Genomic DNA, 13369 nt, shown 5'->3' with positions numbered 1-13369 from the left:
TCCACGAAAACATGGGAACAAACGATGAAGACAAATCGAAGACGCTTTCTTGGCCAGAGCTCCGCCGTCTTGTTGGGAACATTGCCGTCATTGGTGAGCCGGGCAGTCGTGGCAGACGACCGGGCTCTGACGGACCATGACGGCAAGATCTTGGTCGTGATCCAGATGAGCGGAGGCAATGACGGAATCAACACGATCGTTCCCTACGCCGATGAAGGTTACGCAAAGCACCGCAAGAAACTGCGATTGCCAACGGATCGGCTGTTGAAGATTGACGACTCGATTGGGTTCCATCCGTCGATGCGTTCTGCGGCAGACCTGCTTGAACAAGGAAAGCTTGGAATCGTCCAAGGCGTTGGCTATCCCAACCCGAGTCGTTCGCACGACACCAGCATGGCGATTTGGCACTCCGCTCGAGTTGGTGGCGAAGACGTGCTGCGATCTCATGGGTGGCTTGGCAGAACGATGGACGCCGCCCGCAATCAAGCAGATGCCCCCGATATGATTCTGGTTGGAGACGAACCCCAACCGCTGGCCATTCAGAGTCGCCGCTCGACCGCCGTCACGCTCTCCGACGTGACGGATTTGCGTCTCCGCGTCCCGCAAAGTGAGCCGTCGGCTCACTCGGGTGCAGCCACTTCCCTGACCCGATTCGTCGAACAGACGATGCAAAATGCAACCGCGACCGCGAATGTTCTCGAACGCAACATCGAGAAAGAAACGGATGCAAGTGCCAAGTACCCGTCCACAAAACTCGGGCAGCGTATGCAAACCATTTCGACCATGGTCAAAAGCGGTTTTCAAACGCCGATCTATTACGCGATCCAAGATGGCTACGACACCCACGCGGCCCAGTTACCGTCGCACTCGCGATTGCTACGCGAGTTTTCCGATGCCACCAAAGCATTTCTCGACGACGTCGAAGCATCGGGCCTGTCCGATCGAGTCTGCGTGATGGGATTCAGCGAATTCGGACGGCGAGTCGCCGAGAACAATTCCGAAGGCACCGACCACGGAACAGCCGGCCCCGTCTTCCTCGCCGGCAGCCAAGTCCGATCCGGGCTGATCGGACCAACGCCAAAGTTGACCGACCTCGTCGACGGTGACTTACGGATGACCACCGACTTCCGCAACGTCTACCAGGAAGTCGAGCGAGACTGGTTGGGATGTAAGCAGGGATTGCAAACCCCAGAATCTGCGTCGTCATTGATGCTCTTCGACGTGTAAGGCAACGCTGGACGAGCTTGGGTGCGATGGAGGACTCGGGCGGCACGGCCAACGGTCGTGTGATCGCCGACTATGGAATCACCGCCTTCCCCACCACATTGCTAATCGACAAAGAGGGAAAAGTTGTGGGGCAGATTAATCTCAACAACCCTGATGGTGTTAGAGAGCAGTTCGATCAGCTGCTGAATTAGCCTGTTGAGACGTTGCGGCAATGCAGACTTTGCTTTAGCAACCTCTGTGGGGAATGATTAAGTTCTGGCCTTGGGGCGGCTCGAGTCAAGGCAGGACTGCAGCCACAGAGATTCGCTCTCGCCAAGAACCAGTTGCTCGACGGTACCGTCGGTCACGTCAACGGCCGTATTCCAACCCATGTCACCCCCGCGGAGTGTCGCGGTGCCTGTCCTACGATTACGAGTGAAAATCCACTGTTCGCCAAACTGGTTCTCAAAGTAACCGACATATTGACCGCGGCCAGTTCCGTCGATAATCGGTGGGTCACCGCAACCGGCTGCGTGGTGATTCCGAATCGTAAGAAGTGGTGCAGACATCAAAATCAAGCGCCGTCAATGGCTAGTTGGGGGTACCGAACAATGATCGCGAGTCACTGCGAACACCGACGTGGAATCCACGTGCTCTTAGCGAAGCGGTTTTCCGAAACTAGCGAGAGGATCAGGCACGGGCAAGTTGTTAACGAGCTTGCCTTGCTGTTTTTCTTCAGAAACAACCGCCGATCTACATAACCGAGTGTTCCAACCTGGGGTCAAGTGAGGGAACAAAACCGTAGTCCAATGTTTTGACCCTGAGGTTATTTCTGATAAGCGTCAACGAGCTCCAATCATTCTCATGGGTATCAAATGCGGAACAGCCAATTTGCTATCGACAAACTGTGAAACGAAAAATGGCTGCATTGGATTGTCCAATGCAGCCGTGGCGGGAAGTCCGTTTTGTTGACGACTACTCTTCGTCGTCTTCGTAGCTTGGTGGCCAGTTGTCGAGGATGCCGGGGTACTTGTACCAATCCTCGCCCCAACTGCCGGGATGCACGACGGGGTAGTCGGGCATGCTAGGATAGGCTGAACCGGGGTGACCGGGCGGGAGGCTGTCGGGATACGAGTGTCCCGGTGGCAAGTGATACGGATGGTCCTGTGGGAGCCGCGGCCAGAGGTGCGGTGGCAACGGAGACTCGATGATCACCGGTGGTTCGGGCTCGGGTGGCCAGAAGAGATCGTCGGGCCACCACGGCGGCCGTGGGCCGGGATCGGGCGTGCCGGGCGGATAGTCGTCGGGCCAGACCGGAGGCTCGGGTTCGGGTAACGGTGGGAACACGTAGGGTTCGTCGCCTTCGTCCTCTGCCTCGTATGGCAGTTCACTGCCGGGCAGATTAAACGGCGGCACGAATGGATACGGTGGCACATCGGGTTCGTAGGGGTGGCTCATTGCAATGCACTCCGTTGCAAAGGATCGGGATGGGTGAAGGCGGTGCGTTTTCTAGGGCAGAGTCCGCACTGGGGGATCGGTTTTGGTGGCGAGGAGCGTTTGCAGTTCTTCGTCGGTGGCCGTCGGTGAACACACTCTGTAGTCGCGGAAGAGTTGCCATTCGTGGATGTTTTGCAGCTTTAGCTTGGACTCGAGTTGGGCGAAGTACGAGAGCGCCGGGCATTTGAACAATCGAGTTTGGCAGAGCTGCGAACAACCGTAGGTGGCGCAGCGCTTACTTACGGCTATTTTCTATCATCCCTTTCGGGATACTTGTGGGCAATCGACAGGGAACGGCACTCCGGGGAATTCGGTGGCCTTTGGCTAAGGTGATTTCCTGAGATTGCGAGAGTCTCGGTTTTTGGCTTCTTCTGGCTGCTATTTGTGGCTTGTTCATCTCAGCCGGATGCGTGTCGGCCCACTCAGCGCGGAGCCGCCGCTTCCCAGTAATCAAAAACGCCGGATCTCCGATGACGACCACTGGGTCGCCATCATCGCTAAGCCGACGATCGCGACGACTTTCAAAATCCGGCGAAGTACGTTGTGCTGGATCAGCGACAAGGCGACGGTCATTCTGACTAGTCGATAGCTCGCCAACCATCCAAGATCAGGTGGTACAATTGGGTCTGTCATTCATTCTTCCTGTAAACCCCTTCGCCAAATGCCCCCATCTATCAGTCACTGGATCGAACTGATCAAGCAGGGTGATTCCGTGGCGGCGGACCGGATCTGGAACCACTACTTCGATCGGCTCGTTCGTTCGGTGCGAGCGAGACTGCGGGGCGGCAACCGGGCGGTTTCCGATGAAGAGGACGTCGTGCTAAGCGTGTTCGACAGTTTCTATCAGGCCGCCGAAGCTGGGCGGTTTCCGGACCTGGCTGATCGCGATGATCTGTGGCATTTGCTACTCCGCATGGCGGCCCGAAAGATAGTCGACAAACGTCGTCGCGATGGTCGAATCCGCCGCGGTGGTCAGGTTCGGGTTCAATCCATTGATGCACACGGCGACGACGGTGTCCGCGTGATCGAAGCCATCGGTGACGCCCCCTCGCCGGAGATGATCGTCATGATGCAGGAGACGGCCGAGAACTTTTTTTCCAAATTGGGTGTCGGGCCACTGCGTGATTTGGCGGGTGCCAAGTTAGAGGGTTACTCGAACGCGGAATTGGCCCGGCGTTTTGATTGTTCGGAGCGGACGATCGAGCGGCGGTTGCATCTGATCCGCGAAAAATGCCAACAAGAAATGATGCCAGAAAATGAACATTCGCCAAGAACCACTGCCGATCGCGATTCTCGAACGAATTGACGATCAATGTGCCGCATTTGAAAAGGCTTGGCAGACCGGCGAGCGTCCTTCGATTCAAGATTCGCTGCCGGAGGACCTGACCGGTCGGCCCCAGGAATTCCTGCTGGCGGAACTGATCGCGCTCGACATCGACTATCGAAAGCGACGGGGCGAATCACCGACAGGACAATATTATGCAGAGTCCTTCCCACAGCACGAAACCTTGATCGCAAACGTCTTCGCCGAAGCGGACCGTTCTCAGCGACCTTTTGAACCGGCGTCGATCGAGCGTGTTGCGGAGCTGTTCCCCGAACTGAGAATCATGGAACTGCTGGGTGCCGGCGGCATGGGGGCGGTCTACAAAGCGAAACAAGAAGGCCTCGATCGCGTCGTCGCGTTGAAAGTGCTGCCGAGCGAGTTTGCTCATGACGCTAAGTTTTCATTGCGTTTTACTCGCGAAGCCCGAACTCTGGCCAAGTTGAATCACCCCAACATCGTCTCCGTCTTTGAATTTGGTCACGTCGATGAAACGTATTTCTTTCTGATGGAATACGTCGACGGACCGACGCTGCGTGACGTCGTGACCGCCGGCGAATTGTCACCGCCGCAAGCTCTCGCGATCGTGCCGCAGCTTTGCGATGCGTTGCAATACGCGCACGAAAACGGCGTCATCCATCGCGACATCAAACCGGAAAACATTCTACTGACCCGCGACGGCACGGTGAAGATCGTCGACTTTGGGTTGTCGCGGATCCTGGGCGGTTCCAATGCGGCGACGAACCTGACGGCGACGCACCAAGTGATGGGCACACCTCGCTACATGGCCCCCGAACAGTTCGAAGGCGCGCACTCGGTGGACCACCGCGCCGATATTTATTCGCTCGGCGTGGTGTTCTACGAATTGCTGACCGGTGAGTTGCCGATCGGACGTTTTGAGGTTCCGTCTAAGAAAGTCGCGATCGACGTGCGGTTGGACGAAGTCGTGCTGCGGACGTTGGAAAAGGAACCGAACCGTCGCTACCAAGCCGCAAGTGAAATCAAATCAGACCTGCAATCGATTCATCAAGGCGATGATATCGATCTGGCGGTGACGGTCGACCAATCATCTGCGGCGTCAACGCGGGACTCGCAACCGTCCGGTATGGAAGATCAAGAACTCGCAGCTCGAATGCTGCTCGGCCGACGCGATCTGATGAATCAGGTTCGCCAAACGATGCGACCGTTGGTTCGCTGGCAGATCGTTCAAATCGTCATCGGGGTCGCGTTGATCGTGCTCGGCGTTTACGGCTGGTCCGGCAGCGGCGAATCCATTGCTCGCTTTGCGTCCGGCTTAATCATGCACGTTTATGGCATCTTGCTTGTCATCGCGGCGATCGCAGTCATCGTGCGGATCAAGCAAATCGACTACTCGCAGCCCGTTTCTGCTATCGGCCACCGCTTGCGTTCAGCAAGGTCGCTGTACTTCCGATTCGGTCCGCCGATCGGATTGGCGTGGTGGTGGCTTTGGATACCGGCCGGACTCGCAGCGGGATTTTTGCAGCTCCTTCATCCGCATGCCATGGTACCATCACTGATCGTCGGCGTGATCGGCTTTTTTGGTTCGCTATGGCTGTTCCGCCGCGGCCGTCGATTGGGAAATATCGACGGCATGTCATGGGAAGACAGAGTCGGGGGTTCCAGCTTCCGCGAATCCCTGAAGCTGCTCGGCGAGATCGAGCGTGCAGAGATTCAATGACCGGATACGGGTGTGACCGGCGGAACGCCGGTCACACCCGATGAGACGCAGTGTCGGCCGAACTGAACAGCTGCGATGAATCCACGCTGATCAAACCTTCGTGAGTCGCAGGATGTTGGCTTCGACCTCACCGGTTCGCATCAGGTGGATACCGGTTAAGTACGTCTGGGGAAGTCTTTCCGCATATCTCAATGAGCCGATGGGCGTTAGCCCCGGTTTGCTACCGCCGAACGCGAAGCGTTGAAGGAACCGGGGCTAGCGCCGAATACCGCTTACTTTAGTTTGCGAAGCGGTCTTGGTAACCCGACGCGTGAGTGAGGATGATCTACTGACCACGCAAAGAACGGCATTTTCCTCGCTAACGCATCGGGTTACCTACCTCGTTATGTCCTCTCCAGGGGCCAAAGTAAGTGCCATTCGGCTAGCGCCCACCGGCTAATAGGCCAGAACAACTCCCTCGACGTGCTTAGCAGGACGCGGAAGACGTACAACAGTGGCTTGACCCGGGGCGGCGATTCCTTGCTAAACAGCTTCCACTGCGTCGCTGCGAAACCCGGGTAGTGATGGGCATGGTGCTTGGTGATGCAGTTCGCTGCAATCGACTGGAGCTCTTCGTGGTCGGCGCCTGCGAAGACGACCAGCGGCGAGAAGATCTGTTCGAGTACATAGCCGTTCCGCTTCAGCATCAACGTGAAGAATTTTTCAGCATCGTGCGTGACGAGGTCGATTTCGAGTCCGTCGTAGATGCCCTCCTTTTCGACCGTCTGTTCGCCTTCGTCGAGCCCCACGACGGTTTCGAGCGCCTCGAAACTCTGAAGCCCGCAAAGCCGACTCCGTCGAACTGTAACGTAGGATAGGCATCTTGCCTGTCGAAATGACAAACTCAAAGCGTATCCCACACCCAAACGCCCGTGGCGGAGCAATCCCTCACAGGCGTTTCTCGTTGTCGCATAGAATTGAATCCATGAAGACTGCCAAATCACTCATTTTGATAATCAGAGTTCTCAGCCTGTTCCTGCGTCATCAACCCTAGGTCGTTGGCAGGAAGCTGGTCGACGCGGTGCCTCCGAGTTACTCGATGTTCCCGGAGTTGTGGATGCATATTCGTATCGAAGTCGGAAACGTGCTGAAGAAATCGGCGGATGTTTTGATCTCGACCGCGAACCCGTGGTTGAATCTTTCGGGAGGCGTCGATGGAGCGATCCTTTCGGCGGTCGGGCCGGCCATTCAGGATGAACTTCATCGCGATGATCCAAGCGGTTCGTCCTGGTGTTGAATTGAACAAGGCACAGCGGTTGATTCTGGAGCAAATTAGATGAACCACGACGCGATTATCGGCTGCATCTTGGGCACCGCCGTCGGTGACGCTCTTGGGCTGCCGTACGAAGGCGTTTCGTCCCAGCGTGCGCCCGGACTTCTCGGGCCGCCCGATCGTTACCGGTTCTTTTTCAGGCGCGGCATGATCTCGGACGACACCGAACACACCTGCATGGTGGCCGGGTCGCTAATCGAAGCGAACGGCGATGTGGATCTTTTCGCACGGTGTTTCGCGAGTCGGCTGCGATGGTGGATCCTGGCTTTGCCGGCCGGCGTCGGCAAAGCGACCGCTCGTGCGGGCATCAAACTCTGGTTAGGAGCAAAACCAAACAACGCCGGAGTCTTCTCGGCGGGAAACGGTCCGGCAATGCGAGCGGCAATCTTCGGTGCGGCGATCGACGATCTTCCTAAGATGCTGCGGTTCGTACGTTCTTCATCGCGGTTAACGCACACCGATCCCAAGGCGTAATACGGCGCGATCGCGGTGGCACTCGCCGCCCGACATTCTCGTAGCCACGATTCGCTAGCTGCGAACCTGTGGCTGTCCGATGTTGTCGATACCCTGGGCGGCGACGGATCCGAACTGACCGAGCTGCTGCGCCGGTCTGTCGACAGTGTAGCGGCCGGAGAATCAACCATGTCGTTTGCAGATTCGCTGGGGTTATCGCAAGGCGTCAGCGGCTACACCTACCACACGGTCCCGGTCGCCATTCACGCTTGGTTGTCTCACCCGAGAGATTACCGGCAAGCGGTCACGGAGATCATCCGGTGCGGAGGTGACGCCGATACGACCGCAGCAATCGTGGGCGGGATCGTCGGTGCTGGGGTCGGTGAAGACGGAATCCCGCGGGCATGGATCGATGGCATTTGGGAGTACCCACGCAGCGTCTCTTGGATGCGATCACTTGGCGAAACACTAGCCGACACAATTCATGAAAAGCGTCCAGCCAAGCCACCCACCGTCAATCCGATCGCTGTCTTGTTTCGCAATGTGCTGTTTTTGTTCATCGTCCTCTTCCACGGCTTCCGCCGTCTTGCTCCGCCATACAAATGAGCTGATTCACAGATGACTGGGAACCGCAATGAAATCGAAGGCAACCTTCGTCTGCATGTCGATCGACTTGCGGGGTTGATCGGCCCGCGCACTTTGCAAAAGCCGCAGACGATTCAAGCGACGATCGGCTACATCGAAGGCCAATGGGCCGAGATGGGGTACACGAACGATCGCGAGTGCTATGACGCTCTCGGCGACGAAGCCACAAACTTGATCGTCGAACAACCCGGATCAAACCGTGCCAATGAAATCGTGCTGCTGGGTGCCCATTACGACACCGTTTGCTCAACTCCGGGTGCCGATGACAACGCATCCGCCGTGGCGGTGTTGTTGGAAGTCAGCCGTTTGCTGCGGGAGCACACCGGCAAGCGGACCGCCCGCTACGTCGCGTTCGCCTGCGAAGAGCCGCCGTACTTCAACGTTGATGCAATGGGTAGCCAGCACCACGCCCGCCGCCTGCATCCTGGCTGGCTTGTTTGTATGGAACATCCGGACGCCAGCCTGAATCAGTTGCCGCCAATCTTGTTCGGTTCCCTCCGCATCGACCTCGACCAGCATTCCTTGATCGGTTGCGTAGCGGATCAAGTTCAACGTTTCGGGATTCGTGGGGTCGTCTCTGTTTACGTTTACTTGGATGCGTGAAGGATCGAACCGCTTGCGAATATCATCGAACTCCATGATTTCTCTGAAGTACTGATTCACACTCGGCTTCAAATCGGCCTTGAAAACAGCCTCGCCCGCTGAATCTGTGGGTGAAACAAAGAAAGAAATCACCTTGTGCACCGAGAATCACGGGATTTGCGATGGAAACCGCAGATTTTGAAAGTGACATCGTTTTTTTTACCCGGGTTGCTCGTCTCAGCGTGGTGGATTTTGGGAGGTTCTGGCTCCTGCGTCCAATGGGCAAAAGGAGCCCTCAGCGAGAAACATCACGCCGAGGGTTCACCGCCCCGCCTGCGCGCTATCGACCGAGTTATCCCTTCCAGAGCCCGCGTCCCCGCAGAGCTCCAGTCGAACGGCGTGGACTTAAGCAGATTTACTCGAGTTTCACGGGCATCTGTTTTCGCTTCCGTCCGGCTTGTCCGGGCGGAGTGGCAACTGCGAGCTACCTGCAAAACTCCCTCGCCAGATCGATCTCCGCTCCGGGCTTGTCCCGGCGGAATCAGCGAATCAAGTCGTGTGACCGCCGGGGCAAGCCCGAGACAAGCTCGACGGAAGGATGTTTCACAGGCGGCAATCGCTTGTGTCCACGCCATTTGAGCTCCAGTCCGTTTCCCCCGGCAATACGATTGGAACGCAATGCCATGTGAAAACCAAAATCATTGGACGCAGGAGCTCAGACCTCTCAAAATCCAACATCCTTGATGGGATTTGCAGAGCGCGGCGTGCCTGCACGGTTAGCGATTCGATTTCACCCACAGATTCTGCGGATGAACCCGAAAGATGAGATCGCGTGGCGGCCACCGCTAGTTGGCCCAAGACGACCTTCTCGATCCCGGCCAATCTCAGTTTCACTGCGTCAAGTGCATTTCTCTGGCTCCTAGGTCGGGCCGTCTCGCCCTCGATCAGCCGAGAACAGCCAGGTGACTTCGCACAGACAAACCGAAACTGGCTGCGGTCCCGGCCTGTTGGTGTCCCGATATCACGCGGATTCTGCTGTTTGGTCGATGCGTTGTTCCGGTGCCTTGTGACATTTTACCACAGTGCCATTCGCCGGACGATTTTTTACTCATGCAGGTGCACGTGTAGTCAAAATTGGAGGACATGATCCATTCGGCTGGAGTCTCCACATGATTGCTCGCCCACGCCTGGTATCTGCGAGTGCGACGTTTGCGAATCCTGACGTTCCGCGTTTGGAGTCGGGCTTGACGTTGGCTGACCGGCCTGTCGATTTAATCGATGTGGGCTCCGCGATGGTGAGCCGAGGGCCGTGAGGCCAATGCCATCGATTTTGCCTCCGTTCGGGGCATCCTCACGATGGTAACCCGACGCGTCAGCGAGGAAAATGCGGTGTTTTGCGTGGCGAACAAGTGATCCTCGCTGACGCGTCGGGTTACCAAGACCGCTTCGCGGTCGAAAGTAGATGGCATTGGCCGTGAGGCCCCGGGTAACGCCGCCCACCCGGCCGCTTACGCGTCTTAGATCAATTAATCGACAACCCGGCCAACGGCAGGGGACGCTTGTGATCATGGACTCGTCGCCTCCTGGTCATTTCCCACAAGTTTTCCTACGCCGCGGGCGTTGATGGATCATGCACGCCGCTCGGCTCAGTGCTCTGCGGGATGCTTTAGCGTCGGCAGGGCCGTTTTGATTGCGATGGTAAAGACCATCAGCCCGAAGGCCCAAATGCCGACGGTGACTTTCCATTCGAGTTGGCTGGGTACATACTCGACGACCTCATGCAGCGTGCTGGGGATGAAGCCGGGGACGATCAGGCCCATGCCTTTTTCGATCCACGCACCCACGAAGGCCATGCAGCAGGCGGCAACGAGTAGCGGTCGCCAGCGCAACTCGAGCAGGCCCGGCCACAGGAATAGTAATGCAGCGGTGATGTTCAGTCCGATTGCGGTCCATGTCCACGGAACGAGCGCGGTCTTGCCGTGCAGACCGAAGAACAAATACTTCGCCGCGCTAACGTGACTGCCGCCGGTATAAAACTCGGTGAACAATTCGGATGCGACCATTAGCAAGTTGATCAGGATGGTGACACGGACGATCCTGGCCAGCGTCGCGATCGGCTGGTCCAGCCCGCTCACGCCGGTCAGTTTTTTGATCAGCACCATCGCCGCGATAATGAATGCGGGGCCGGACACGAATGCCGAGGCCAAGAAACGCGGTGCGAGCAAAGCAGTATTCCAGAACGGTCGTCCGCCCAGGCCGCAGTACAGGAACGCAGTGACTGTGTGAATCGAGATCGCCCAGACGATCGACAGCATCACGAACGGCACGTACCAAACCGGGTTGGGTTTGCGACCGAGGAACCGCATGTAAAGCAAATAGCCGCAGATGTGCAGGTTCAGGATCAAGTATCCGTTGAGGACAATCACATCCCAGGTCAGCATCGAGATTGGCCAGTTGAATTTGCCGATGCCCGGCAACATGTGCCAGAACCGATCGGGTCGGCCGAGGTCAGCGACGACGAATAGCAAGCACATGACGATCGCAGCAATGGCCAGCAACTCGCCGATGATGACAACGTCGTGCATCTTGCGATCATGATACAGATACGCCGGAATCACCATCATCACTCCGCCGGCCGCCAATCCGACCATGAAAGTGAAATTGGCGATGTAGAGCCCCCAGCTAACGTGGTCGGTCATGTTGGTACCGATCATGCCGCCAGCGACTTGGTTGGCCCAGGCGTTCGCGCCGACCAAAAACAATGCGGTCAGCACCGTCATCCAGGCGTAAAACGCGAGCGAACCCTCGGTGGCCAGCCACAACGATCGAGCGATGAACCTTGGATAGCTCGTCACGTGCGACTCGTGTTCCTCAGGCGGACCGGTGGACTGCGGCGATGCGGTGATGCTGCTCATGGATCTAATCGAAGTAGTAGAAAAATGCCGGCTTGGTGCCGAGTTCTTCTTTGAGGATGTAGACTCGTTTGTTTTCCAAGATCCAACGGATGTTGGAATCTTTATCCAGGATATTGCCGAAGACGCGAGCGCCGGTCGGACACGCTTCCAGGCAGGCCGGCAACTTGCCACGGCGAGTTCGGTGCAAGCAGTACGTGCATTTTTCGACCACGCCGACCGGGCGAACGCGGTTGCTCAGATAGCTTTGATTGGGATTGATTTCCTCGGCGGGCACTTCGGGTTTCTTCCAATTGAATCGCCGGGCGTGATACGGGCATGCCGCTTCGCAATAACGGCAGCCGATGCACCAGTTGTAATCGACAACGACGATGCCGTCCTCTTCCTTCCATGTCGCTTTGACCGGGCAGACGTCCACACACGGCGGCTCGTCACACTGTTGGCACTGCACGGGCAGGTAGAACTTGTCGTCTTTGGGGACGGCGCCGGAGTAAGTCGTCGAGCCCTGTTCCATGTCCATCGTGCCCTTAGGCATTTCGATGACGCGGATGTACGACTGATTCGTATCACGGTCGTGATTGTTTTCCTTGTGGCATGCCTCGACGCATTTGCCGTTGCCGTTGCAAACGCTCAGATTGATCGCATAGACGAATTTGGTGCCGGGGATCGGCCGGTCATCGGCGATCGTGACGTCCGCACCGTACTGTTCTTTCGTTTCGGCCTCCAAGCGAGCGATCACGTCGGCCTTTTGATCCGCCGACAGCTCAGTGTAGTGCTGCTGCATGAACTCGGCGGCCGACGAGTTTTTGGCCGCTTGGCGTAGCGGCGAGATCGCGGCGACGAACGCCCCCGCACCCAAAGTCGCGAACGCACCTTTCACAGCGGCCCGGCGACCGAAGTTTTCGACGATCGGCAGAGAACGTTTTGTCGACGGTTCAGTGGTCGTCATGGGAGGCCGCTCCTTCGTGGTGGTGGTCATCGGTAGGCGGTTCGTTGAAACGATCCTTGGGTTTAAAGCCGACAATCATCTTGGGATAGCTTGGCGAGTGCGGATCATGGCAGTCAATGCAGTTGTTCTTCATCTGTGGACCGCGGCTTAAATCCCAGTGACCATTCATGCCGCCATGAGCCCCGTGGGCGAATGATTCGGCTTGCTTGCTATGGCACTGCGAACAAAGCGTCATGACGTTTTGGTAGGAAACCTTTGTCCCGTCGGCCAACCGCAGCGAATCTGAACCGCCCGGATCGTGGCAAGAATAGCAGGCGATGGCGCCGTGATCGAACGTCATCCCTTGGTGGAACTCATCCAGCGTCGCGGCCGTTTTATTCTCCAGGTTCGGCTCCCGAACACTGTGACACGTCGAGCAAGCGACGCTACCCGTTCGACCTTGCGGATCGGCACCGGCGAGTTCGATACGCGGTGGGCCAGAAGGTTTGCGGACGATGACGGGATACGTCGTTTTCGCTTTATCGGATAACTGGGCCACAGACGATTGGGCCACAGACGACTGGGCTACAGACGACTGGGCAGACTCTTCCACTCCGGGGGGCGTATTCGCATCCGTGCCAGATTGCCAAACGGCCACCGACAGCATCGAAGCGATCAAACACACCACGCCGGCGAAAATCAGATTTGCGATTCGCGGCATATGATTCTGTATCCAAATGAGGTTCCGCTGACGACTCACAATGTATACACTGAGGTGTCTCTTAGCGATACCTCAGATTTACACTCGCATTCA

At 57.2% G+C, this 13369-nt stretch carries 11 protein-coding genes and 3 pseudogenes; 7 read left to right on the top strand and 7 right to left on the bottom strand.

What is annotated here, in order from left to right:
• Positions 1-24: 24 nt before the first annotated feature.
• Entirely contained in the window at positions 25-1227 is a 1203-nt protein-coding gene (locus CA85_RS12955; RefSeq protein WP_146391734.1) for a DUF1501 domain-containing protein, read from the top strand.
• 26 nt (positions 1228-1253) lie between these two features.
• Entirely contained in the window at positions 1254-1418 is a 165-nt protein-coding gene (locus CA85_RS24920; RefSeq protein ID WP_186774914.1) for a TlpA family protein disulfide reductase, read from the top strand.
• Between the two features lie 57 nt (positions 1419-1475).
• Here the strand turns inward: CA85_RS24920 and CA85_RS12950 are convergent, their stop codons facing one another.
• The 3 genes from CA85_RS12950 to CA85_RS12940 form a co-directional block, all read right to left on the bottom strand.
• The gene (locus tag CA85_RS12950) at positions 1476-1775 is read right to left on the bottom strand and encodes a hypothetical protein (RefSeq protein WP_146391733.1); all 300 of its coding nucleotides are present in this window, start codon (positions 1773-1775) and stop codon (positions 1476-1478) included.
• Positions 1776-2181: 406 nt separating this feature from the next.
• Positions 2182-2664: a hypothetical protein gene (locus CA85_RS12945; protein ID WP_146391732.1), complete on the bottom strand. Its 483-nt coding sequence runs from the start codon at positions 2662-2664 to the stop codon at positions 2182-2184.
• 489 nt (positions 2665-3153) lie between these two features.
• The gene (locus CA85_RS12940) at positions 3154-3336 is read right to left on the bottom strand and encodes a hypothetical protein (RefSeq protein ID WP_186774913.1); all 183 of its coding nucleotides are present in this window, start codon (positions 3334-3336) and stop codon (positions 3154-3156) included.
• 28 nt (positions 3337-3364) lie between these two features.
• Between CA85_RS12940 and CA85_RS12935 the strand changes: the two genes are divergently transcribed.
• Complete coding sequence (locus tag CA85_RS12935) at positions 3365-4009, top strand: ECF-type sigma factor (protein ID WP_146391731.1); 645 nt, start codon at positions 3365-3367, stop codon at positions 4007-4009.
• Complete coding sequence (locus CA85_RS12930) at positions 3960-5723, top strand: serine/threonine-protein kinase (RefSeq protein WP_146391730.1); 1764 nt, start codon at positions 3960-3962, stop codon at positions 5721-5723. Before CA85_RS12935 ends, CA85_RS12930 begins: the two co-directional genes overlap by 50 nt.
• Before the next feature lie 464 nt (positions 5724-6187).
• Here the strand turns inward: CA85_RS12930 and CA85_RS25700 are convergent.
• Positions 6188-6523 (bottom strand): annotated as a pseudogene (locus tag CA85_RS25700) (nucleotidyltransferase domain-containing protein); the annotation flags it as partial.
• Between the two features lie 296 nt (positions 6524-6819).
• On the opposite strand from CA85_RS25700, the gene CA85_RS12920 reads away from it, so the two are divergent.
• The 3 genes and pseudogenes from CA85_RS12920 to CA85_RS12910 form a co-directional block, all read left to right on the top strand.
• The gene (locus CA85_RS12920) at positions 6820-6999 is read left to right on the top strand and encodes a macro domain-containing protein (RefSeq protein WP_246112754.1); all 180 of its coding nucleotides are present in this window, start codon (positions 6820-6822) and stop codon (positions 6997-6999) included.
• A gap of 39 nt (positions 7000-7038) precedes the next feature.
• Positions 7039-8094 (top strand): annotated as a pseudogene (locus tag CA85_RS12915) (ADP-ribosylglycohydrolase family protein).
• A 12-nt stretch (positions 8095-8106) separates the two neighbouring features.
• Positions 8107-8550, top strand: a pseudogene (locus CA85_RS12910) (M28 family peptidase); the annotation flags it as partial.
• 1811 nt (positions 8551-10361) lie between these two features.
• On the opposite strand, the gene dsrP reads toward CA85_RS12910, so the two are convergent.
• The 3 genes from dsrP to CA85_RS12890 are packed head-to-tail and all read right to left on the bottom strand — an operon-like array spanning position 10362 to position 13276.
• Positions 10362-11630 carry a sulfate reduction electron transfer complex DsrMKJOP subunit DsrP gene (gene dsrP, locus CA85_RS12900; protein ID WP_146391728.1) on the bottom strand — a complete coding sequence of 423 codons (1269 nt, stop codon included), beginning with the start codon at positions 11628-11630 and terminating at the stop codon, positions 10362-10364.
• A 4-nt stretch (positions 11631-11634) separates the two neighbouring features.
• A complete protein-coding gene (locus CA85_RS12895) occupies positions 11635-12576 on the bottom strand; it encodes a 4Fe-4S dicluster domain-containing protein (RefSeq protein WP_146391727.1) in 942 nt (313 codons plus the stop codon).
• On the bottom strand, positions 12563-13276 hold the full coding sequence (locus tag CA85_RS12890; protein WP_146391726.1) for a cytochrome c3 family protein: 714 nt from the start codon (positions 13274-13276) through the stop codon (positions 12563-12565). The genes CA85_RS12895 and CA85_RS12890 overlap by 14 nt, the downstream gene beginning before the upstream one ends.
• Positions 13277-13369 lie beyond the last annotated feature (93 nt).

Source organism: Allorhodopirellula solitaria (assembly GCF_007859855.1).
In the GTDB taxonomy this organism is placed as follows: domain Bacteria; phylum Planctomycetota; class Planctomycetia; order Pirellulales; family Pirellulaceae; genus Rhodopirellula; species Rhodopirellula solitaria.
This window is presented reverse-complemented; position numbering and strand designations above follow the sequence as displayed.

What these genes read in the sequence shown, in the direction of transcription:
- CA85_RS12955 (WP_146391734.1), top strand. Translation starts at nt 25, where the DNA reads ATGAAGACAAATCGAAGACGCTTTCTTGGCCAGAGCTCCGCCGTCTTG.
- CA85_RS24920 (WP_186774914.1), top strand. Translation starts at nt 1,254, where the DNA reads ATGGAGGACTCGGGCGGCACGGCCAACGGTCGTGTGATCGCCGACTAT.
- CA85_RS12950 (WP_146391733.1), bottom strand. Translation starts at nt 1,775, where the DNA reads ATGTCTGCACCACTTCTTACGATTCGGAATCACCACGCAGCCGGTTGC.
- CA85_RS12945 (WP_146391732.1), bottom strand. Translation starts at nt 2,664, where the DNA reads ATGAGCCACCCCTACGAACCCGATGTGCCACCGTATCCATTCGTGCCG.
- CA85_RS12940 (WP_186774913.1), bottom strand. Translation starts at nt 3,336, where the DNA reads ATGACAGACCCAATTGTACCACCTGATCTTGGATGGTTGGCGAGCTAT.
- CA85_RS12935 (WP_146391731.1), top strand. Translation starts at nt 3,365, where the DNA reads ATGCCCCCATCTATCAGTCACTGGATCGAACTGATCAAGCAGGGTGAT.
- CA85_RS12930 (WP_146391730.1), top strand. Translation starts at nt 3,960, where the DNA reads ATGAACATTCGCCAAGAACCACTGCCGATCGCGATTCTCGAACGAATT.
- CA85_RS12920 (WP_246112754.1), top strand. Translation starts at nt 6,820, where the DNA reads ATGCATATTCGTATCGAAGTCGGAAACGTGCTGAAGAAATCGGCGGAT.
- dsrP (WP_146391728.1), bottom strand. Translation starts at nt 11,630, where the DNA reads ATGAGCAGCATCACCGCATCGCCGCAGTCCACCGGTCCGCCTGAGGAA.
- CA85_RS12895 (WP_146391727.1), bottom strand. Translation starts at nt 12,576, where the DNA reads ATGACGACCACTGAACCGTCGACAAAACGTTCTCTGCCGATCGTCGAA.
- CA85_RS12890 (WP_146391726.1), bottom strand. Translation starts at nt 13,276, where the DNA reads ATGCCGCGAATCGCAAATCTGATTTTCGCCGGCGTGGTGTGTTTGATC.